This window comes from Bacillus sp. LB7 (assembly GCF_030449715.1).
In the GTDB taxonomy this organism is placed as follows: domain Bacteria; phylum Bacillota; class Bacilli; order Bacillales; family Bacillaceae; genus Bacillus; species Bacillus paralicheniformis.
Window position 1 is genome coordinate 303,278 of the sequence record NZ_JASGCA010000002.1, and the last position, 22,304, is coordinate 325,581.

Below are 22,304 nucleotides of genomic sequence, written 5' to 3' on the forward strand. Positions count from 1 at the left end.
CTATGATTGACCTGTCCATTTTTCGAAGTACTTGATAAGTAACACTTCTTTAGCCGGTTTTCCCGAAGTCTTTCGTGTCCTGCTAAGCCTCAGTCTACCTCACTAACTGAATTCAGAAAAATGATTGACAAACAATAAGGTAAATTTTATTATATCGTTAAATGATATATCTATTATTGATATAAGAAATGAGGTGGCCACTTGCCAAAACAACGTTCTCAGGAAATGGATCAGCTCACTGATCCGGCATATTATATTGTCTTAACATTGTTAGAGCCAAAACACGGCTATTCCATCATGCAGCAAATAGAGGAAATGACTGATCATTCCTTTGCTATCGGTCCGGCTACTTTATATACATTACTGAAGAAATTACTTCAAGAAAGGGTTATTGAACTTGTAGACAACGACAACCCGCGCCGTAAAGTGTACAAAACAACTCTGCATGGCCGAGAGTTATTAAAAAAAGAAATTCAACGCAGAAGAATGATGGCTGAACACGGTGAGCGTGCTTTTCAACAATTGAAAGGGGATTAATATGAAACAAACAAAATATATGATGTCTGAAGGATTGGCCTTTTCAGAAGAAAAAGATATGAAAAAGCTCAGTGAGATGGCCAGCAAAGGTTGGATGCTCGATTCATTTGCATTTATGGGATATAAACTGAAAAAAGCCGAGCCTAAGAATGTAACATATAGCATTGATTATCAGGAGATGGATGAAGACAGCTTTGAGGATTATATCGAAATGTTTGAAGCCGCAGGCTGGGAACATGTATGTTCTAACCATGGCATGCATGTCTTTGCCGCTCAGCCCGGGACTTCACCGATATATACTGATCGCTCGACTCTGATTGAAAAATATAAGAGAAGTGAAAAATCAGTTCGATATGTTGCGATTACCTTAATTTGCTTGACTTTCTTTACAACAATCCTTCATTATACAACAGCCATACCGAAGTGGGTGCCTTTAACATGCTTCGTCGTGACATTGCCATTTGTCCTTACATATGCTGCTGCAATAGGAAGGGTATTTGGAAAATGGGGAAAATCAGTTTGACTTTATCACAGCTAGGGTTTTATTCATCCTAGCTTCTTATTTTTTATTGCCTGTCATTATCTATTAGGCCAGTATGCCTCTCACTATAAACACGCCCGCTTCCAAGCATGACACAAAGCTCACTAAGATCCTTTGCGGCCTGCGTGATGCGCTTTTTCTCAGACAATGCCTTTAAACCAATGTTTGTGTATACACGATCTTTCAACTGTTTAGAGAGATCATTGAAAAATATAAACAAAACATTAATAAAATCAAGCCATTTGATTAACAAATTTACGATACGATCATATAGAACTTGATGGTTGGGAGATGAAGAGCAAGGGGGATATGATGTGAGAATGAAACGGTTAAGGATGAGGAAGCATTTACTGATAGCTGTCTGTTCTTTGGCACTTCTTCTAAGTTCTCCGGTTGTAGGCGATGCGAGCGCAGCCACTAAACCAACAACCGCAGCTTCGCCGCACTCTTCCGGATTTTTCGTAGATCATTACAAAAATAATATCTCTGCTAATATGACGGTGGAATCCAATCCTGTCATCGGGGTGCTTTCCGAATTTAATACACTTTGGAACCCCGGAAAGACGTGGAATACCGGTACTAAACTGAACAGCAGAGTGTTGGATGCCAACATCCAAAAAGTCGTGGATATTGCTGAACACCGCACGATGCTTGAGGAAAATGCTGCATATTTTGATGATCGGAGGGGCCAGAGCTACAGTGTTATTGACGGCCTCGGGAAGCTTGCTGACGTCTATCGAATGAACGCGGGAGCGACGACAACGATCATCAGTATCCCGGCAGATGCCTCGATAAAAAAATATCATGATGAAGGAACCAATTCAGGCAGCACCAGCTCGGAACTTGGACATGTCGTGAGTTTGGTCAATACTTTACGCGGCAACTTTTCTTCATCGAATCCGGCTAAAGGCTATTTCAATTATCCCCGTCCGTTTCGCTGGAAAGGCAATTCGATCATTGTTCCAACGCTTATTCCCGTCATCAATCCTGATCCGAACAAAGACGGAGGTTTTCCAAGCGGACATACGAACGCCGCATATCTCAGCGCTTTTGCTTATGCCTATGCGATACCAGAGCGTTATCAGGAGCTGCTGACTCGCGCTTCTGAACTCGGTCATAACCGGATTGTTGCCGGTATGCATTCCCCGCTGGACGTTATGGGGGGAAGGGTAATGGCAACAGCGTTGTCAGCTGCGATTCTGTCTGATCCCGACAATGAAAAATTGAAGAAAGCGGCTTATGATGAAGCGCATCGTAAACTATTAACGCAAACCGGTACAGGCGAAGACAGTTACAGCGATTATAAAACGAATAAAAAACAATATACGGAACGATTGACATATGGATTTCGTCGAATGAAGACAACCGCTAAACCAATGGCAGTTCCAAAGGGAGCCGAAGTCCTGCTGGAAACGCGTTTTCCTTACCTTGACAAAAAGCAGCGCCGTATGATTTTAGCCACTACCGGTCTTCCGGCCGGCTACCCTGTTCTTGATGATCGAGAAGGATGGGGAAGGCTTAATCTCTTTTCCGCCGCAGATGGATATGGTGCTTTTACCAAAGATGTTACCGTGAAGATGGATTCTGCCAAAGGCGGCTTCCATGCAACGGATCGCTGGCGCAATGACATCTCCGGCGCTGGTAAGCTGACCAAAAAGGGGACAGGCACTTTGAAGCTGGAAGGGAAAAATACATATTCCGGCGGCACACGGATTGATCAAGGGACACTTGAGGGCGGTTCGGAGACAGCTTTCGGGAGAGGTGATGTTACACTAAACGGAGGCATTTTTAAGGAAGATGTGCTAGGAAAACTGGTCATCGGAGGAGACTACAAACAATCTGCTAAAGGAATACTTGAACTTCAGCTCAGCGGCAAAAAAGATCAGCTGAAAATTAATGGCAAAGCAAAATTGAAAGGGATATTACGCCTCAATTTTACGGACAACTACGTACCGGTTGACGGATCGGCGATCATAACCTTCCACAAGCGTCATGGCTCATTTTCTTCTGTCGAGATCAGAGGATTGCCAAGCAAGTATAAAGTGAAGCTCATCTATAAGTCCAACAGTATTCAGTTGAAAGTTGATCAAAAGGGGAGAAGCTGATCTTCATCAAAAGCTGCAAGCTGGCACTTTACTGCCGCCAGCTTGTTTTTAGTTTTGACGAAGTCTATCTTGAACAGGGGATCTTAAAAAATAGTCGGCACCATTCCCCCGTCCATGCGGATCGGAGACCCTTTAAATGCGGATGCATAAGGACTGCATACAAATGCTGCCAGTCTCCCGATTTCAATAGGCTTGATAAATCGCTGTATTTCGGATTGAGGCAGGTTTGCCGTCATAAATTTCTTCTCTTTTTCCGAAAAAGTCATCCCTTCATCAGGATACATTCCCTCAATGATTTGCTTCACATTCTCAGAGAGCGTCGGCCCCGGCATGATCGTATTGACCGTCACTTCTGTTCCGATTGTTAATTTTGATAAGCTTTTTGCCAATGATAATAGCATTGATTTTGTCATACAATACTGAGGCATCTGTCCTGAAGGCATCATCGCTTCTTCACTCGCAATAAAGATGATGCGGCCAAAATCACTTTTCAGCATTTTCGGCAAATAAAATTTAGTTAAACCGTTTGCAGCCAGAACGTTGGTGCGGAAGTATTTTTCCCATACTTCATCGTCAACGTCTTCATATTCCATGATTTCATAAATGCCCATATTGTTTACTAAAATATCGATTTGAGGGTATTTGTTAAATAAAGCTTCCCTTTGCCTAATATCCACGATGTCAGCCGCGGCGTTTTGGGGAGAGGTGGCAGGAAAAGCTGATTTTATTTCATTGACTGTTCGTTCTGCCTCTTCCTCATTTCGGCCGTTAATGAGGACATGAACACCTTCTTTGGCAAGTTCAATAGCGATGGCTTTTCCTATCCCTTTCGTCGATCCTGTAACTAAAGCCGTTTTATTTTTTAATCCCATATCCATCAAACATTTCTCCTATTCTAGTTAAGTCCATTCAGCCGGGTTTGCTTACGCCAATTAGAAGGTGTCTCGCCTTCCCAGAGGCGGAAGGCCCGGTAGAATGAGTTCTGATCTTCATATCCGATCAGAAAGGCCACTTCTTTAATATCGAGCGAAGGGTCTGCCAAGTACTCCCGCGCCTGCTCATGTCTGACTTGGATCAACAGCTGCTTGAAGCTAGTGCCTTCGTCAGTAAGCCGGCGCTGCAAGGTGCGGCCGCTCATTCCCAATTCGCCCGCGACAGTCTGAATGTCTGGGTGCCCTCCTGAGAGCGTCCGTTTCATGATCCACTTGACCACTCCGGTAATTGAAAGGCTATTTTGCTGATCATTCAACGATTGATCCAGCACAGGAGTCAGAATCTCCAGCAACTCTGCATTATACGAGACAAAGGGGCGGTCCAGATCTCTGCGATGCAGCGTCAGCCGATTCCGAGCTGCACCGCTCCGGATACGGCAGCCGAAGTATGCTTCAAGCGCCTGCATGTCGCCCATTGGGTGTGCAAACTCGACCGACTTCGCTGTCAACGGCTGACCTGTGCCCCGGCGCCCGAGTTCGAGAAGAAATGCCAGTGTAATGCCAATCAAGAGCGGCGGACCAGGTTGCTTAGCATCCGACCATTCCAGTTCGATTGCGCAGTGCTCACTTTTCTCGGTGATACGCAAGCTTTCGGGAGGGCACAATTGTTTGTAGCGGGCCATTCGCTTTAGCGCGTCGCGGTAGTCACGAGCATGGTAAGCCGCTAATACGGCCGGAGGGTAATGTGCCGGCTCAAAGCCGGTCGCAAGCTTGATGATTCCTTTGGAAACATCATCAACGAGATCGGAATACGCCTGCCAGATCGCGAGGTATTGGGCGGCGGTGACAACTGGTTCAGTCATCATGGTGAGCGGCAGCCGGGCTTTTCGGAGCACGTCAGAGGCATTAATTCCTAAGTGACGCAATCCTGCCCAAAACCCTGCCGGGAATTTAATTCGATTATGAGACATCATACGTATGAGCACTCCTTTAACTTTCTGCACCTTCGCTCACTAGGTCGTCATTGCGTCCTGCCTTGTTGGCGGGACAGTTATAACTTTACCTATCCATTGTCGGACTGTAACTAGCAAAGGACGACATTTAACTTGCCGGTTACGCCGAACGCGTCAGCGTACGAAGATTGTGACAGGCGGGCGCCTGTATTCTATCATTACCTTCAAATAGGAGGGACAAGTATTATTGTTTGAATCTTCAATTGATGTATGCAGTCCTTAGATATAGGAAACAAGCCGGGAGGAAACTCCCGGCTGTAAAATCATCCCTTGCCAAACACGGGATTTCCTGTTTTCATCACATGTTTTCTCGTCATGAAAAAGAGGAGGGCGGCGACAAAAAACTCGGAAAGCGGCAAGGATAGCCAAACTCCCGTGACACCAATAAACTTAGGCAAAATCCAAAGCAGGATGAAAAGGGACACGAAGCTTCGCAATATGATGATCACAGCCGATGAACCGGCCCGGCCAATGGATTGAAAGTAACTCATATAGACAAAGTTATAGCCAAGGAAGATATACCCGATAAAAAATAGGCGGATTCCATCGATGGCCAGCTGCTGGATTTCGGTTGATTCTATTCCGAATAAGCCTACAAGGAACGGTGCAGCCACCCAGCCGATAACGAGCAAAAGAATCCCCAGGATAACAGAGGTCTTCTCCCCAATCTTCATGCTGCTTTTGATTCGTTCACTTTCTTCAGCACCATAATAATAGCTGATCATGGGCTGAAGTGCCATTTCAATGCCGAAGAAGGACAGGAACATGAACCCGTGAAGGTAGTTAATGACCGAGAAGGCAGCGACTCCTTCCGTGCCTGCCAGCCCGGCCATCGCTAAGTTATACCCTGTCACAAATGCGAGGAGCCCGGCCTCTGCCAGAAAACTTGGAAACCCGATGGAAAAGATATGCATAAGGGATTTCCAAGACCATTGAAACGCCAGCTTTCTCAGTTGCGCTTGACGGTTAAAGAAGTGCAGGGATAGTACAAGCAGTCCGGCGAATCCGCCAAGCACCGTTGAAATCGCAGCGCCTGTTACCCCCATGTTCAAAATCATGATTGTATAAAAATTTAGGATGATATTCACAATCGATGTTGTTGCAAGAGCGATCATCGAAAGCTTTGGACTGCCGTCATTCCTTACAAAAATACTTAACACCTGTTCTAATGCGATGACCCAGCCGAATAAAAACATGACGTTTAAGTACTCTATGACGTAAGAAGAGGTGTCGGAGTTAGCGCCAAGCCATAGCGAAATGGTTTGAATGTTGAGAATCCCGAATACTCCTAAAAGCAAGCTGATGATAAACGCCAAGAAGAGAGCCAATGAAAAAATGCTGCTGGCCTTCTGAGGGCGATTCTCGCCGATGCTGATGGAGTATTTTGTTGCTCCGCCTATCCCAATCCAAAGAGCGATGGCCATAATCAAAGAAATGACCGGATAGGAAAGGTTCACTCCAGCCAGTGCTGCGGTTCCAATGCCATTTCCCACGAATAGGCCATCAATTAAAATATTCGCTGACATCAAGAGTAATCCAAGCGTTGCAGGGATGAAATATTTAAAAAACACTTGATTAACTGGTAATTTCATGAGCTGCTGATGTGTTTCTGTCATCATGTATTCCTCCTATAATGAGCTACAGGAGTATTCTAAACCTTCAAGTTACTTGAAGGTCAATCAAAACTTTGTCACCGGAATTTGGATTAAAGTGACAAAATGATCGGGCTCCTTGATGACAGCCTCATCAAGAACGGAAATCTCAACGGGGATTCCTTCAAGTTTATATCCTTCCTCTTTCAGCTGACGTAAAACAAGCTGATAACTTTTCCTCATGTCATCGTAGGGGCCAATATGGGGATAGCTGGCATACAACCCTTCGTTTAAATATTCATCGCTGTCTTCGCCGTGCAGCAATTCAAATAAGCCGATGTATTTTACAGGTCCCTCTTGCTTCAAACTTTTCATATCCACGATCGTTCCGATGTCTCCGGTGAAGAAGCCGTTATTCTCGATCGACTGGCTCGAGAGCGTTTCTCTATCCTTTAAATAAATGTCGTCGCCTTCCTCTATCAGATCGACAGGTTTGTCAAAATACAGATAGGAAACAGCCCGTTTGGGGAAATACTGAAATGTTAAAGCGGGATGACCGGCAAGTTTTATCCCTTCTTCGATTGTGGAAATTTTGTTCTCGATCCGCGCCGCACTGCGTTGGAGCCGGAAAATTTCCGTCCTGACTTCCTCAAGCTTCTTCTTCAAAATGTCCATCGTCGTTTCCGGAGTCCTTTTATTTAACTGATGCTGAATGTCTTTTAACGAAAATCCATTTTTCCTTAAAAAAATAATCGTATCCAGAACCTGAAATTGTTCAACACCATAATATCGATAGGAGGTTTCAGGATCGGTATACTTTGGCTTGAACAGTCCGATTTCATCATAGTAACGCAGAGTCGATGCGGGCAGCTTGAAAAGTCGCGCTACTTCTCCCACGCGGAATCGATTGTTCATCATTTTTCACCTCATTTGTTCGTTTTAGTGATATCACCGAAATACAGAGCTATTCGGTTATCGGAATTATGTATTAAGTCTACTATTGACATTAGGTGAAAATGCATGCCTGGTCAACAAGGAACCGCAGCCTCTAAAAGAGGCATTACGCCGAAGCAATCTATTATCATGAAGCAGAAACGGAGATCACGAATGATAGATTTTCAAAAATAAATGAGGGCTTCATGATTGGAAGCCCTCATTTGCCATATTTATTTTTCAAAACCGTGAATACAGATTGGTTAAAGAAGCTTATTCAGGAAAAGCTCCCGGCAAATTCATTGCTGAGCCGCCCTTGTTCCGATCGAACGAAATCGCGGGTGTTCTGCCAGTATGGAACGCTTCATTTCTTTTACTACCGGGTGGTCTGACTTTAAAAACCGATCTTTCTCGTATAGCCCGGCCAATTGGCCGTGATCTAATACACCTAATGTATCACTTAATTGATAGGCGGCTTTTAAATCATGCGTGATAAAGAAATACGACATTCCGAAATCGTCTTTGAGCTCTTTTAATAAATCCAATATAAGCGTTTGAGTTACCATGTCCAGGCTGCTGACAGACTCGTCTAATACGATCAGCTTCGGCTTCAGCGATACGGCTCTTGCAATATTAATTCGCTGCAATTGGCCGCCGCTGAATTGATGCGGATATTTTGTTAAATCCTCTTCAGTTAAGCCTACTCGTTCCAACAGCTCGATAATGGTCCGTTTTTGCTCGGCGATTGTGAGCCTTTCATAGTTTTCCAGCGGTTCTGCTATAATTTGTTCCGCCGTCATTCGCGGGTTGACGGAAGAATATGAGTCTTGAAAAACAGCTTGAAGGTCGCGGCGGATTTTCCGCCGGATGGATTGATCGGCTTTATATAGATCATGACCTTGAAAAAAGATTTGGCCTGATTGCGGCCGTTCCAAACCGAGCATCACTTTTCCCAATGTGCTTTTCCCGGCTCCGCTTGGTCCAAGCATGCCTAGACATGCGCCTTCTTCAATTGAAAAACTGACATTGGAAAGGACTTGTTTCGATGGAGCTTTCCATTTAAACAATTTGCGCGCCGTATAATGATGAGTGACGTCTTTCACTTGTAATAAACTCACTTGTTCACCCCGTATCAAATGCAGGTCTTCTTCATACTGACTCAAGTGGCAAGTTGATCCATTGGCAATGTCAACCGTGCACTTAACAGCCTCTTTGTATAGTCATGTTTTGGTTCATCAAACAGCTGAAACACATCTCCATTTTCTACAATTCTCCCATTCTGCATCACAGCGACTTCATCGGCCAATTCAGCAATGACGCCCAGATCATGAGATATAAGCAAAATCGCCGTGCCGAATTCAGATCGCAAGCCGTCTAAATATTTCAGCACCGCCTTTTGATTAAACACGTCGAGCGCAGTTGTGGGTTCATCCGCAATAAGAACGGCCGGCTCCAGGCATGCCGCAATTGCAATCATGACCCGTTGAAGCATTCCGCCGCTTAATTGAAAAGGGTAAGAATGCAAAAGTTTAGCAGGGTGGGGGAGATTCACATGATGCAATGCTTCGGTCGCAAGCTCTTTCGCCTGTTTCTTGCTAAAAGATGTATGAGAGCGAATCGATTCGGTCATTTGCTGGCCGATCGTAAAAACGGGTGTAAAAGCGTTCATCGGATTTTGCATGATATAGGCAATATCTTTGCCGCGGATTTTGCGCATGTCCTGATCTGCTAATCCGTTCAATTCCCGGCCCAGCAATGCAATACTTCCTTCCACCTTGGTTGTTTTCGGATCAAGCGTCTGAAGAATAGACATGCTCGTTACCGTTTTTCCGCAGCCGCTCTCACCAATCAAACCAAGAACCTGTCCGCGCTTCAGTTCAAAATTAATATCTTGCACAAGGGTTGAATGTCCTTTTTGATTATGAACCTGTACATGCAAATCTCTGACTTGAAGCACTGTTGATTGTTCTGTTCCCAACTTCCTCATTCCTTTTTATCATCGACGTTTGACGCCGTATTGATCTGATAAGGCTTCGCCCAATAAATTGAACGTCACAACGACAACCATGATCATCACCCCTGGATAAATCATGATCTCGGGGTTCGTCCGAATATATGATTTACCTTCATGAATCATCGCTCCCCATTCAGCTGCCGGGGGCTGGACGCCTAATCCGAGAAAAGACATGGCGGAGATATCCATAATAGCCCAGCCCATTTCCAATGTGCCGATGACGACGAGGGGAGGGAGGACATTAGGGATAATATGCTGTTTAATAATTTTCCATTGTGAAGATCCATTGATTTTTGCCGCCGCAATAAAGTTCTCCTCTTTCAGACTAAGCACCATTCCTCTAAAAATCCTTGCATAATAGACCCATTGCACAAGCATGAGGGCCAGAATGACTTGGGGCAGCCCAGGACCGAATATGCCCACGAGGCCAAGAACTAAAATTAAGTTCGGAAAGGCCATCACACCATCGCAGCATCTCATTAACAGCTGATCAATCCAGCCGCCTTTATACCCTGAGATCGTCCCGATAATGAGGCCGATAACGAGTGAGGAAATGAAAATGAGCATCGCGAATCCAAGAGAAATCCGGGTGCCGTACAAAAGGCGGGATAAGTTGCATCTTCCCAGATGATCCGTTCCTAAAGGAAACGTCCAGGATGGAGGCTGCAGCTTATAGACCAAATGGACTTCAGCAGGATGATGCGGCGCAATCCAAGGGGCGAATACAGCGATGATAAAAAGGATGGTTAATATGATGGCGCATATTGTGATCACTTTTGAGCCTTTGAAAATCTTGCGTATACTTATCATCGATGCTGCCCTTCTTTCCTTGAAATGCGCGGGTCAATATACATTTGAATGAGGTCAACAATTAAGTTGCTCAATATAAAAAAGGTGGCGGCTAAGAACACATAGCATTGAATGACAGGGATGTCCCGATTGAAAATGGCCTCAATAAAATAACGGCCAAAGCCTGGCCAAGAAAAAACGACTTCAACAATGATTGTGCCGGTGAGCAGTTTGCCAAGGTTCATTCCCAGCCCTGTAATCATCGGAGAAATGGCCATTCGCAATACATGTTTGGCCATAATGTTCACCTTCGTCATTCCTCTTATGCGTGCAAATTGCACATATGGTTCTTGCAGGTTTTCGATGACACTTGCACGGAGCAGCCTTGTATACATCGCGATTAAAGGAAGCGCCAAAGTCATCGACGGCAGTACAAGATGCTGCCATGTCCCGATTCCCTCTACCGGGAAAAGGTCTAATTGAACAGAAAAGAAAAAAACCAGCATATACCCTAACCAAAAAGTCGGGATGGATGCCCCGAAAAAGGAAATGAAGCGGCTGATATGATCAACTGCACCGTTTCTTTTGATTCCGGCTAAGAAGCCGAGCGGCACACTGACAAGCACCGCAATCAATAAACTCCCAAGCGCGAGCTCGATCGTCGCCGGCATTCGGTGTGCAACTTCATCCCAAACCGGCTGATTTGAAACATAAGATATGCCAAAATCAAGTTGGCATATCTTCAATACAGAGTTTACATATTGAATAAAGAATGGCTGATCCAAGCCAAACTCATGTCTTTTTTGCGCTAAAATTTCATCGGTCGGCTGGATATGTGCTGCGGCTAAGTATGCTTCAGCTGGGTCAACCGGTGAGAGATGAATCATTCCAGTTGTCAGAAGTGCAGCTAAAAGAAACACTGGAATAATAGACATGATTCGTTTCAATATATAGTTGCCCATAAAAGCCTCCTAGTGCTGCTGTTTGATGCGAATCCCTGTAAATGGATGTTCGTCACGATTGGCAGGGAACGTAAAGTTGCTAATATTCTTTTGATATATCGCCGTCTTTTTAATATAAGAAACAGGAACGATGGCTCCCTGTTCTTGAAGGGATTTTAAAATAGATGAGTAAAGCTCCTGCCGCTCTTTTTCATCGGTCGTTTGAGGTACCTTTGCCATCTGCTTGATTAGCTCGTCCTTGTTTGGATAGGCTGAAATCGCTTCATTAAATCCGAATCCCTTGGAGGCGACAATGTTTAAAAATGTGTGCGGGTCATAAGGCGCACCATAGTTGCTAAAAAAGTTCATATCAAATTCATTCGCTTTAAACCGTTTGACTTGGGTTGCCAATTCTACGCCTTCAAGATTCAGCTTTACCCCGATCGCCGCCCATTCCGCCTGAAGCGTTTCGGCCATTGATTTTTGAATGGATTCCGCTGAATCATACATTAAACTAAATTCAAGAGGTTTTCCGTCTTTCTCGCGCACCGTCTTGCCATTCGGAAGCTTCCAGCCTGCCGCATCTAATAGCGCTTTTGCTTTCTCTGGATCATAGTTGATTTTCTTTACATCAATATCAGACGTGTAGGGGAAGTCTGTCGGTAAAATATGATCTGCTTTTTCTTCTAACCCGGAGGTGATGCCTTTCACCATGGCTTCTTTGTCAAAACCATAGTGCAGGGCTTGACGCACGCGCTCATCAGAAAGCTGTTCTTTTTTCGTATTCATGACAAGCTGTCTCGTCGCCACTGGTTCAGAAAGGCTTGTTTCATATTGACCTGTCGATTGCAGCTGCTTGAATGCATCCAAACTGATAACGCCTTCGCCGTAAATGAGGTCAAGCTCGCCTTTTTCAAATGCAAGCACCCTTGTTTCGGCGTCCGGGATGACTTTCACCTTGATTTTCTCGACTTTTGGCTTTTCACCCCAATAATGTTCATTGCGTTTAAAAACCGCATATTCATCAGCTTTATGCTCTTCCAATACCCATGGGCCCGTACCTACCGGTTTTGCGACACCCTTTGAAGTATCGCCGTCCTTAGGGAAGCCGGCTTCTCCCAAAAAACGGACCGGCCGTACAACGGCTAGTTCCTGAATGGTCGGGTAATATGGTTCAGTTAATGTCAATTTAAATGTATGATCATCGATCACTTCTGTTTGGGCTATTTTTGAAATAAACCCTAACCAGCTATGTAACTCAGTATGTTTTAAAATGGAATCAAAATTCTTTTTCACAATTTTCGCATTAAACTTCGTTCCATCTGAAAATGTTACATTCTTACGCAAATGAAACGTATATATTTTACCGTCACTTGATATATCCCAAGATTCGGCTAAATGCGGTTTAAGCTTTCCTCCCGCTTCATAGGTAACCAAAGGTTCATATACCATCGACTGGGCAAATAATTGGGAAGGATTATACACATGCGGATTCATTTCGCCAATATCTCTAGGCCAAGCCATTGTGACCATGTTTTCATGAGTTTTCTCTGTTGAATTTCCTGACGTTGTACATCCGGCTAATAAAATAGAAAAGACAAGCATTAATACAAAAGTAATTTTAATTTTCAAACTAATCCTTCCGCTCATCATGCTTTGTTTCCTCCTAAGTGAAGTTGATAATCATTTTCATTCTATGCAGGAAGCATATCCTTGTCAATGTAAGATATAGGAACTGCCTAAATGCTGCGGAATAGGGGAGCGGCGGCATCCCGTGAAGAACGAGCGCAAAGAGGGAGAGGCAAAATTGAAGTGGGCGAAGAATGAACTTTTTATTAAAATGGATTGTAAAAACGAAGCAATCAAAGTACACTTAATGATAATGATAATCATTTACGTTTGAGGTTGTAAACTCATGACATATACCGGGAGTGAAGAGCGATGAGCAGAAATGAAGTGTTTGACGTGACCGTGATCGGCGGAGGTCCGGCCGGGTTATATTCCGCCTTTTACAGCGGGCTGCGGGGAATGAAAACGAAGATTATCGAATATCAGCCGATGCTGGGCGGCAAGGTCCACGTTTATCCTGAAAAAATGATCTGGGATGTCGGGGGGCTAACACCGATTTCCGGAGCCAGGCTGATAGAACAGATCGTGCAGCAGGGGCTAACATTTCATCCTGAAGTGCTGCTGAATGAGAAAGTTGAATCGATTGCCCGCAATAAAGAAGGGTTGTTTGAATTACATACGGCTGCCTCAGGGGTGCATCTGTCCAAGACTGTCATCGTTGCCGTGGGCGGCGGCATCCTCAATCCGCAAAAGCTTCAGATCGAAGGAGCAGAGCGTTTTGAAGTGTCCAATCTGAATTATACGGTCAAATCGCTGCAGCATTTTAAAGATAAAACGGTCATAGTATCAGGCGGGGGCAATTCGGCTGTCGACTGGGCCAACGAGCTCGAACCTGTAGCAAAAAAGGTCTACCTCGCTTACCGCAAAGATGCGCTCAGCGGGCATGAGGCCCAGGTGGATCAGCTGCTGAACAGCTCGGTGAGCTGCTTCTTCCATACCCAGATTACGAAGCTGATCGCTTCAGATGATCATGAGGTGATCGAACGGGTTGAGCTCACGAACGCGCAAACCTGTGAGGTGATGGAGCTCCCTGTCGACGAAGTGGTCATCAACCACGGCTATGAACGCGACACCTCACTGCTGGAGAACAGCCGGCTTCATATTAACCGGGTTGATGACTATTATATTAAAGGTACCGCCAACTGCCAGTCTTCCGTGCCCGGACTGTATGCGGCGGGGGATATTGTGCATTATGAAGGCAAGCTGCACCTGATCGCCGGAGCGTTTCAGGATGCGGCAAACGCGGTCAACAGCGCCAAGCGCTTTATCGATCCCGAAGCGCACAAGAGTGCGATGGTGTCGTCACATAATGAGGTTTTCAAAGAGCGCAACCGCGAGTTTGTGAAGAAGATGTTCGTGTAGAAAAGGAACGTTTCCGCCTGAGGGAGCGGCTGATTCGTCGAGAGGATCTTGGAGATATGCCTAGATCCTCTTTTTATTTAAACCAGCCTTTTTCCTTTGAACGGGTAATGGCTTCGATCCGATTTTTCACCTCAAGCTTTTCAAGAATCATTGAGATATAATTTCGGACGGTTCCGCTTTTGATGCTGAGTTCTTGGGCGATTTCTTTTGTGTTTTTTCCGTCGGCCACAAGTTCGAGCACTTCTTTTTCTCTATCTGTGAGGGGATTGGCCTCACTGTACATGTCTTCCATCAATTCAGGCGCATAGATCCGCTTTCCTTTCATGACGCTGCGGATGGCGCTCACAAGTTCTTCGCTTGGGCTGTCCTTTAACAAATAGCCTTTAACACCTGCTTTAATAGCCCGCTGAAAGTAACCGGGGCGGGCAAAAGTGGTTAAGATAATAATGTTGCAGCCTGTATCCTTTAGTTCCTCAGCAGCTTCAAGCCCCGTCTTTCCCGGCATTTCAATGTCCATAATACATACATCAGGCCGATGTTTTTTTGTGAAATCAACGGCATCCTGTCCGGTTGTGCCTTTGCCGACGACTTCCATATCATCTTCTAAATTCAGTAGCGATCCTAAAGCGCCCAAGAGCATCTGCTGATCTTCCGCAATAAATATACTAATCATGCAAGCCATCCTTTTTTGTTTATTTTGAGTTATTAGGAATTGACATGGTAAGCTTAGTTCCGTTTTTTGTGTCAATGTGAAGGCTTCCGTTTGCAAATTCAAGCCGTTCCCTCATGCCAAGCAAGCCGTGTCCTTTTGAAAAGTACTTCTCTTCACCTTGAAACGTTCCATCGTCAGTCACTGTAATGACAACTTCCTTCCAGAGCTGCTGGATGTCAACGCGGCAGGTCTTAGCCTGACTGTGCTTGACGACATTCGTGACAGCTTCCTTTAAGCACATGCTCAATATGTTTTCATTAAGCAAGGAGATATTTTCCGGCAATTTATCTTCTTCATAGATAAACGCAATGTCGGCTGCTTCAAGAATTTGTTTGATGTTCATAATTTCATCCTTGAGCCGGATGCCCTTCATGGAGGATACGATTTTTCTGACTTCATTTAAAGAAGTTCTCGCAGTTTGCTGAACGCTTTTCAGTTCACGCGCGGCTTGATCGGGATCTTTGTAAATTAATTTTCTCGCCAAGTCGCTTTTTAAACCGATCAGAGACAGCTTTTGTCCAAGTGTATCGTGGAGGTCGCGGGCAATCCGCTGCCGCTCTTCTAATTTTACCAAATTGGCGATCCGTTCATTAGCATACTCGAGCTTTTCTTCGAGGCGTTCGCGCTCCTTGCGGCTTCTGATACTGAACGGCAATAAAATTGCGCTGATGAGAGTGATGACGACAAAAGGAATTTGTGTCAGAAAAAATTCCTTTTTTAAGACGAGACTGAAGTTGGCAGCGACGGATGCGCTTATTAAATGAACGTAATATAAAATGTGAAAAGGGGCTCGTTTTTTAATATTTCCTATAAAATACGCGATAAAAAAAGCAAAATAAATATAGCTGAACAGCATAATCGAGGCGGTTGAAATGCCGATTAAAATAAACGCCCACAAATAAACGTCCCAGCCTTTTGAGACAAAAGCAAATCTGTATACCGCAAAAAATAAAAGTGTCAAAATGATGCCGATGACGATGACAAGTGTAGATGATGATTGCATGATAAAGTAGAAGGGCAGGATGAAAAATATCGTCCATATATACGGCGAGATCCCGTTAAGTTTTTGAAATGCAAAATGCTTTTTGAACATGATATAACCTCTTTTTCAGCTTTTCATCTTTAGAGTAACTTTACCATTGCCTGAGCCGGATTGCATCATCCGACAATAAATAAAGAAGCCTTCTTGTTGATATAAGAAGACCTCCTCATCGTCAGGCGTTCTTCCGCAGCTTCTGTTTTTCCGTTGAATCCTGCGGAAGATGGGAAGATGTTTGTTTCATGTCCCGAAAGGTTACAAACTGCTTTTTTTCTTCATCCCAAAGCCGGAACGCGAGTGATTGCAGGCTTGTTTTTAAAGTGATGGTCGGGACGTTTTTTAGTGGTTCGTGCTGCTCATGGGCGATTTCAAGTTTATAGTTAGGCACCTTTGGGCTCAGATGGTGAACGTGGTGGTACCCGATATTGCCTGTAAGCCACTGAAGCAGTTTCGGGAGCTTATAAAATGAACTTCCTTCCACAGCGGCCTGAACGTAGCTCCAGTTTTCATCCGCTTCAAAATAAGAATCTTCAAATGTATGCTGAACATAAAACAGCCAAACGCCGATCGAACCCGAGATCAGAAAGATCGGACCCTGTACGAGCAAAAACGATTGCCAGCCAAAGATCAGGCAGCAGCCAGCAGCCAATGCCGCGATCGCAAGATTGGTGAGGTATGTGTTCACACGTTCCTTTCGTCTTGCGCCTTTTTTGTTAAAGCGGTTTGTGATCAGAAAGACATAAATCGGTCCGAGAATAAACATGATAAACGGATTTCTGTAAAGTCTGTATGCGATTTTTGTGCGTAAAGGTGCGGCTTTATATTCGTTTACCGTCAGCAGCCAGATATCGCCTGTTCCGCGTTTATCCAGGTTGCTGCTTGTCGCATGATGAATCGAATGGCTGTGCTGCCATTGAAGAAAAGGAAATAAAGTCAGAACGCCTGTCAAAAAGCCGAGAATATGGTTATGGCGTTTTTGTTTGAAAAAGGACAGATGGCAGCAGTCGTGAAAAATAATGAAAATTCTCGTCAAAAACCCTGCGGCAATCACCGTTATTCCTAAAGTAAGGAGATAGGAGACATCGAGGCTGAAATAGGCAAGAAACCAAAGTCCGAAAAAAGGAATAAACGTATTGAAGAGCTGAGTGAGACTGTTTTTGGTATCAGGCTGGGCAAACGCAGCAACCTGTTTTGTTAGCTGTTTTTGTTTATGGGCAATAGTTTGTTCAGTCATAGTAAAGTTATCCTCTCATAAATGGGTCTTAAATTAAGTTTACGGCACAGCGAGATGTCTTTGTAGTAGCACACATCATGCTTCAAACATGACACTTGTCATGTTTCCTTCATTCTAATGGATAAGAAGATTGACAATGTTATAATGGGGCAAATCCGCATGATGTTATGGCGAATAAAGGAATTTGTAAGAGCGCGATGATTGATTCGTTAAACAAAGTTCTTTTACAATGATGTAATTGATGATCATATTTTAGTCATTTAGATAAGGAGTGAATTCATATGTCACGAATGGAAAATAAAACATTTAATTGTGAGAAGGAGCTGACGCTCAACATTATCGGCGGAAAGTGGAAAATGCTGATTTTGTGGTTTTTAGGAAAAGAAGGTACGAAAAGGTTCGGAGAATTAAAAGCTTTGATGCCCGGCATTACGCAAAGAATGCTGGTGAATCAGCTGCGTGAATTAGAAGAAGATCATATTGTACATAGGGAAGTATATCCGGTTGTTCCCCCAAAAGTTGAATATTCCTTAACAAAACAAGGAGAAAGTTTAATGCCTATATTAGAGGCGATGTATGAATGGGGTAAAAATTATATAGAAACTAACTTTTCAAAAGATGATGAATAGAATGATTGACTTTAAGATACTGTTTTGGAGACAGTATCTTTTTCTATACCATATGAGTAAAAGTATAGTATGTAAAAAAAAAGTGCGTACTATTAAAGGAATTTTCCCCTTGTTATACTCTTCATGTAACAAAATATGAAAAGAACAATCCGCGGAATTCTTAATTTAAACAGGGGTGATTGCAAGTGGAATTACAGTTAGCATTAGATTTAGTCAACATACCGGAAGCCATCGAAGTAGTAAAAGAAGTAGAAGAATACATTGACATTGTAGAAATCGGTACGCCGGTTGTGATAAATGAAGGACTCCGTGCAGTGAAAGAGGTGAAAGCCGCTTTCCCGAATTTGAAAGTGCTGGCAGACCTTAAAATTATGGATGCGGCGGGGTATGAAGTGATGAAAGCATCAGAAGCAGGAGCTGACATCATCACCATTTTAGGGGCTGCTGAAGACATGTCTATTAAAGGCGCTGTAGAAGAGGCAAAAGCCCAAGGGAACAAAATCCTCGTGGATATGATTGGGATTAAAGACATCAAATCGCGCGCTAAAGAATTGGATGAACTTGGTGTCGATTATATTTGTGTGCATACCGGTTATGACCTTCAAGCCATTGGCCAAAATTCATTTGAAGACTTAATGACGATTAAAAATGTTGTGAAAAACGCTAAAACGGCTATTGCAGGCGGAATTAAATTAGACACATTGCCCGAAGTCGTTCAATTAAAACCTGATTTGATTATTGTCGGGGGCGGTATTGCAAATCAAGATGACAAAGCGGCGGCAGCCGCAAAAATGAAACAGATGATTCAACAATCATGAAGACTTATGATTATGTAAAAGCGATCATCGCAGAGCTTGATCATGCAACCTCTCAAAATCAAGCGGAAGGAATAGAAGACTTAATATCCACTATCATGTCTTCTGAAAAAGTGTTTGTTTCCGGTGCAGGCCGCTCTGGTTTAATGGGGAAATCATTTGCTATGAGATTAATGCACATGGGTATTGATGCATTTGTAACAGGAGAAACCGTAACACCGCCATTTACCGAAAAAGACTTGCTTATCGTGGGCACAGGATCAGGGAAAACAGAAAGTTTGCTTCATATGGCGGAAAAGGCAAAAGATATCGGAGGCACTGTAGCGACAGTTACGATCTCTCCAGATTCGCCGATAGCTGAAATATCTGACCTGATACTGAAGCTGCCCGGCTCCCCAAAAGATCAAACGACAGGCAATAAACAGACGATACAACCGATGGGCTCGCTTTTTGAACAGACTCTTTTATTGTATTATGACGCTATCATATTGCGAATCATGGAAATGAAAGGGCTGAATACTCATAACATGTATGGAAATCATGCCAACCTTGAATAATAGAAAATCGCCATCCGTAATCTTGGATGGTGATTTTTTTGTATACAAATCTGTTTTTAATATATCATTTACATCTATATTATATTTTTAAAATGTGGATAACGTAAACTGGAGCAGGGACTAAATGGATATATGAAGAAAGGAGCTTATTATGCTTACAAGTTTTAGCTTGGTTGGGTTTATCCCTTTATTTGTTTTTATTATTTTCATCATATTCGTGTTGAGAAAGCTTGTCCTTTTTTAAGAAATAAGTAGAGTGTTGATAAAGAAGGAGGCGGTCTTCGTAATTTCCGCCTTAACCGCATTCGATTTCATTTGACTGGAAGACAAAAAAAGTGTTTTCTGATTATATAATTGTCATGTTTTGATGAACTATTATGTACATACTCATCTCCTAAAGAACGGGTATCAACTAATTTTTAATAATACAGACCTTATATCTTCGATACTGATAAAGCAGATGAAAAGGTGATCAATTATTGAATATATTTTGGTTATGTGTTATGTTTTTATCAAGTTAACAGACATCATTTCTTGTTATTTTGCTAACGAAATTTAAAATGATCAAAAAGGGGATAAACAAATGCCATTATTACGTTTCGATCTAATAGAAGGCCGTGATGAACAAGCATTAAAAAAATTATTAGATACCGCACACGATGCGATGGTAGAAGCGTTTAACGTTCCGGAGAAAGACCGCTATCAAATTGTTCATCAGCATTCGGCGAATGAGCTTATTATCCAAGATACAGGCTTGGGATTGAATAGATCAAAGGATCTGGTTGTGATCAGCATCACCAGTAAAACAAGAACGGAAAGTCAAAAAGAGAAATTGTATGCTTTACTTGCTGAAAGGCTCGAAGCGGAATGCGGCATTTCACCTGAAGATGTCATGGTGTCCATCACAGAAAATGGAGATGCCGATTGGAGTTTCGGCCTCGGCGAGGCGCAGTTTTTAACTGGAAAGCTGTAAGCGGACAAAAGGAATGTTGACAGGGACATCTGAATCCCTTCAGAAAAGCTTGAGCTGCTGGCGAAACGATTGAAGACTCTTTTTTTAAGAGTCTTCTTTTTGTTGCAAATATCGGCGGCATTCGAATTTGACGCATGAAGAGAAAAGGCGGTCAAAAACAACCCCTTTCTGCTTGTTAAAATGTTTCATATAATAAACATAAATGATATGCAGAGGAAGTTTAGTTTTCATCAGATTTAGGAATCAAAACTGCCGCTAAAAAAGATGAGGATCATTCATGGCAACTGATCTTTTCATGCTGATGTACTGTTTATGAGAGCATTAAAACAAATAAAGTGGATTTGTAATGATTAGATGAAGTGAAAGAGCATGATAATGGAATAAAAGAAACGAATTTAATTTAAAGTAGGAAGTGAAAGCATGGATCTTGAAACGGTTATGAAGGAACTGGAAGCGTTGGGTACGGAAAACATGAAAAAAAGATACATAACGAATGGTGCACACGAACCGCTTTTTGGCGTGGCGACAAGCAAAATGAAGCCGCTCGCAAAGAAAATCAAAGTTAATCAGCCTTTGGCGGAGCAGCTTTACGCTACCGGGAACTACGATGCCATGTATTTTGCCGGCATTATTGCTGACCCAATGACAATGACTGAAGCGGATTTTGAGCGCTGGATCGATGCTATGTATTTTTATATGCTTTCTGATTATGTTGTTGCCGTAACTTTGGCAGAAACCGATTTTGCGCAAGCTGTCGCAGATAAATGGATTTCAAGCGGGGAAGAACTCAGAATGTCGGCAGGCTGGAGCTGTTATTGCTGGCTTTTAGGTAATCGGTCAGACGATGAATTTAATGTCACCAAGATGGCCGGTATGCTTGATCAGGTGGAACATGCGATTCACGATTCTCCGGATCGAACAAAATCGGCTATGAATAACTTTATCTACACAGTCGGGATTTCATATTTACCCCTCCATGAAAAGGCGGTTGAAACCGCAAAAGCAGTAGGCCCGGTCGAACTTCGGCGGGACAAGAAAAAAAGCAGTATCCTGAACGCTTCCAAAAATATTCAAATGGATATAGAGAGAGGCCGCCTTGGTTTCAAACGAAAATATGTAAGGTGTTAGCATAGTCTGCAGTGAAACTTCTAAAAATAACTGGGGAGCAGAGCATGGAAAATAACGTTTTTGAACAGATGGCAAATCGCTATGATACAGAAGAAAGAATTCAGTTAGCAAAAGTGATTGTTGATGAAGTAAGACCGGAATTGCGAAATAGTCAATCAAAATCTTTAATTGACTATGGGAGCGGTACGGGTCTCATTAGTTTAGAATTATCAGATTTAGTACAGTCTATTTTGTTGGTCGATTCGTCAAAACAAATGCTGGAGGTGGCGAAAGCTAAAATTTCTCGCAAAGGAATCGCCAACGCAAAAGTGCTTCATTCAGATTTTACCGAAGAAACTCCGGAATTAAAGGCAGACATCGTGTTAATGTCACTCGTCCTTCTTCATATTCCGGATACGAATAAAATTTTACAAGAATTGTTCGGTGCTTTAAATCATGGCGGAAAGCTCATGATTGTAGATTTTGACAAAAACGATAAAATTCAACATCCGAAAGTCCACAGCGGTTTTTCACACGAAGAATTGAAAAAAAGATTATCCGATGTTGGCTTTAAATCAACTGAAATGAAGACATTCTATCACGGTCATCGTATTTTTATGAATCAAGATGCCTCAATGTTTATATCCAGCAGCATAAAGTGATTTCTTGTTTTTTTGAAATGAAATAAAGGAAGCCGGAAAAACGATCCGGCTTCTCATACGGCACATCATCTCCTTCAGCTTCATATTCTCCGCCCGGTAAAATTCATGGAACATCCTCATCGATCCCGTTTTCCGGGTTCGGACACATGGCTCCATTGCATGTCGAGATCTTTTGCGATTTCCTTTCT

22 protein-coding genes are annotated in these 22,304 nt (G+C 43.2%); 10 read left to right on the plus strand and 12 right to left on the minus strand.

The window, feature by feature from the left end; genetic code table 11:
- Positions 1-201: 201 nt before the first annotated feature.
- The 3 genes from QMZ64_RS04025 to QMZ64_RS04035 all read left to right on the plus strand — a co-directional run bounded on the left by QMZ64_RS04025 (position 202) and on the right by QMZ64_RS04035 (position 3,183).
- Positions 202-537 carry a helix-turn-helix transcriptional regulator gene (locus QMZ64_RS04025; protein WP_265626172.1) on the plus strand — a complete coding sequence of 112 codons (336 nt, stop codon included), beginning with the start codon at positions 202-204 and terminating at the stop codon, positions 535-537.
- A 1-nt stretch (position 538) separates the two neighbouring features.
- Positions 539-1,060 carry a DUF2812 domain-containing protein gene (locus tag QMZ64_RS04030; protein WP_265626174.1) on the plus strand — a complete coding sequence of 174 codons (522 nt, stop codon included), beginning with the start codon at positions 539-541 and terminating at the stop codon, positions 1,058-1,060.
- Between the two features lie 338 nt (positions 1,061-1,398).
- Positions 1,399-3,183 (plus strand): phosphatase PAP2 family protein, encoded by a 1,785-nt coding sequence (locus QMZ64_RS04035; RefSeq protein ID WP_265627918.1) that lies wholly within the window; start codon positions 1,399-1,401, stop codon positions 3,181-3,183.
- Between the two features lie 83 nt (positions 3,184-3,266).
- Here the strand turns inward: QMZ64_RS04035 and QMZ64_RS04040 are convergent, their stop codons facing one another.
- The 9 genes from QMZ64_RS04040 to nikA form a co-directional block, all read right to left on the minus strand.
- Positions 3,267-4,061, minus strand: coding sequence for an SDR family NAD(P)-dependent oxidoreductase (locus QMZ64_RS04040; protein WP_243942952.1), 795 nt, complete (start codon positions 4,059-4,061; stop codon positions 3,267-3,269).
- A gap of 17 nt (positions 4,062-4,078) precedes the next feature.
- Positions 4,079-5,086 (minus strand): AraC family transcriptional regulator, encoded by a 1,008-nt coding sequence (locus QMZ64_RS04045; RefSeq protein WP_301441152.1) that lies wholly within the window; start codon positions 5,084-5,086, stop codon positions 4,079-4,081.
- A 305-nt stretch (positions 5,087-5,391) separates the two neighbouring features.
- Entirely contained in the window at positions 5,392-6,747 is a 1,356-nt protein-coding gene (locus QMZ64_RS04050; RefSeq protein ID WP_265626176.1) for an MATE family efflux transporter, read from the minus strand.
- Positions 6,748-6,807: 60 nt separating this feature from the next.
- On the minus strand, positions 6,808-7,638 hold the full coding sequence (locus QMZ64_RS04055; RefSeq protein WP_301441135.1) for a MerR family transcriptional regulator: 831 nt from the start codon (positions 7,636-7,638) through the stop codon (positions 6,808-6,810).
- 314 nt (positions 7,639-7,952) lie between these two features.
- Positions 7,953-8,771 carry a nickel import ATP-binding protein NikE gene (gene nikE / locus QMZ64_RS04060; RefSeq protein ID WP_265626180.1) on the minus strand — a complete coding sequence of 273 codons (819 nt, stop codon included), beginning with the start codon at positions 8,769-8,771 and terminating at the stop codon, positions 7,953-7,955.
- Between the two features lie 41 nt (positions 8,772-8,812).
- Positions 8,813-9,631, minus strand: coding sequence for a nickel import ATP-binding protein NikD (nikD, locus tag QMZ64_RS04065; protein WP_301441136.1), 819 nt, complete (start codon positions 9,629-9,631; stop codon positions 8,813-8,815).
- 18 nt (positions 9,632-9,649) lie between these two features.
- Entirely contained in the window at positions 9,650-10,477 is an 828-nt protein-coding gene (gene nikC / locus QMZ64_RS04070) for a nickel ABC transporter permease subunit NikC (RefSeq protein WP_265626182.1), read from the minus strand.
- Complete coding sequence (gene nikB / locus QMZ64_RS04075) at positions 10,474-11,418, minus strand: nickel ABC transporter permease subunit NikB (protein ID WP_265626184.1); 945 nt, start codon at positions 11,416-11,418, stop codon at positions 10,474-10,476. Before nikB ends, nikC begins: the two co-directional genes overlap by 4 nt.
- 9 nt (positions 11,419-11,427) lie before the next feature.
- Complete coding sequence (gene nikA / locus QMZ64_RS04080; protein WP_265626185.1) at positions 11,428-13,050, minus strand: nickel ABC transporter substrate-binding protein; 1,623 nt, start codon at positions 13,048-13,050, stop codon at positions 11,428-11,430.
- Between the two features lie 288 nt (positions 13,051-13,338).
- Between nikA and QMZ64_RS04085 the strand changes: the two genes are divergently transcribed.
- Complete coding sequence (locus tag QMZ64_RS04085; RefSeq protein ID WP_265626186.1) at positions 13,339-14,388, plus strand: NAD(P)/FAD-dependent oxidoreductase; 1,050 nt, start codon at positions 13,339-13,341, stop codon at positions 14,386-14,388.
- 73 nt (positions 14,389-14,461) lie between these two features.
- Here the strand turns inward: QMZ64_RS04085 and desR are convergent, their stop codons facing one another.
- From desR to desA, 3 genes are all read right to left on the minus strand, one after another.
- Entirely contained in the window at positions 14,462-15,061 is a 600-nt protein-coding gene (gene desR, locus QMZ64_RS04090) for a two-component system response regulator DesR (protein WP_020452333.1), read from the minus strand.
- Between the two features lie 19 nt (positions 15,062-15,080).
- A complete protein-coding gene (gene desK / locus QMZ64_RS04095; protein ID WP_265626187.1) occupies positions 15,081-16,193 on the minus strand; it encodes a two-component sensor histidine kinase DesK in 1,113 nt (370 codons plus the stop codon).
- Between the two features lie 121 nt (positions 16,194-16,314).
- A complete protein-coding gene (desA, locus tag QMZ64_RS04100; RefSeq protein ID WP_265626188.1) occupies positions 16,315-17,373 on the minus strand; it encodes a Delta(5) desaturase DesA in 1,059 nt (352 codons plus the stop codon).
- Positions 17,374-17,654: 281 nt separating this feature from the next.
- On the opposite strand from desA, the gene QMZ64_RS04105 reads away from it, so the two are divergent.
- The 6 genes from QMZ64_RS04105 (at position 17,655) to QMZ64_RS04130 (ending at position 22,116) form a co-directional block, all read left to right on the plus strand.
- The gene (locus tag QMZ64_RS04105; RefSeq protein ID WP_003183789.1) at positions 17,655-18,002 is read left to right on the plus strand and encodes a winged helix-turn-helix transcriptional regulator; all 348 of its coding nucleotides are present in this window, start codon (positions 17,655-17,657) and stop codon (positions 18,000-18,002) included.
- A gap of 185 nt (positions 18,003-18,187) precedes the next feature.
- Positions 18,188-18,820, plus strand: coding sequence for a 3-hexulose-6-phosphate synthase (hxlA, locus tag QMZ64_RS04110; protein ID WP_176275045.1), 633 nt, complete (start codon positions 18,188-18,190; stop codon positions 18,818-18,820).
- Entirely contained in the window at positions 18,817-19,374 is a 558-nt protein-coding gene (hxlB, locus tag QMZ64_RS04115) for a 6-phospho-3-hexuloisomerase (protein WP_265626190.1), read from the plus strand. The genes hxlA and hxlB overlap by 4 nt, the downstream gene beginning before the upstream one ends.
- 583 nt (positions 19,375-19,957) lie before the next feature.
- The gene (locus QMZ64_RS04120; RefSeq protein WP_243942974.1) at positions 19,958-20,347 is read left to right on the plus strand and encodes a tautomerase family protein; all 390 of its coding nucleotides are present in this window, start codon (positions 19,958-19,960) and stop codon (positions 20,345-20,347) included.
- Between the two features lie 420 nt (positions 20,348-20,767).
- Positions 20,768-21,475, plus strand: a complete 708-nt coding sequence (locus tag QMZ64_RS04125; RefSeq protein WP_301441137.1) for a DNA alkylation repair protein — start codon at positions 20,768-20,770, stop codon at positions 21,473-21,475.
- A 44-nt stretch (positions 21,476-21,519) separates the two neighbouring features.
- The gene (locus QMZ64_RS04130; RefSeq protein WP_265626192.1) at positions 21,520-22,116 is read left to right on the plus strand and encodes a class I SAM-dependent methyltransferase; all 597 of its coding nucleotides are present in this window, start codon (positions 21,520-21,522) and stop codon (positions 22,114-22,116) included.
- Positions 22,117-22,304 lie beyond the last annotated feature (188 nt).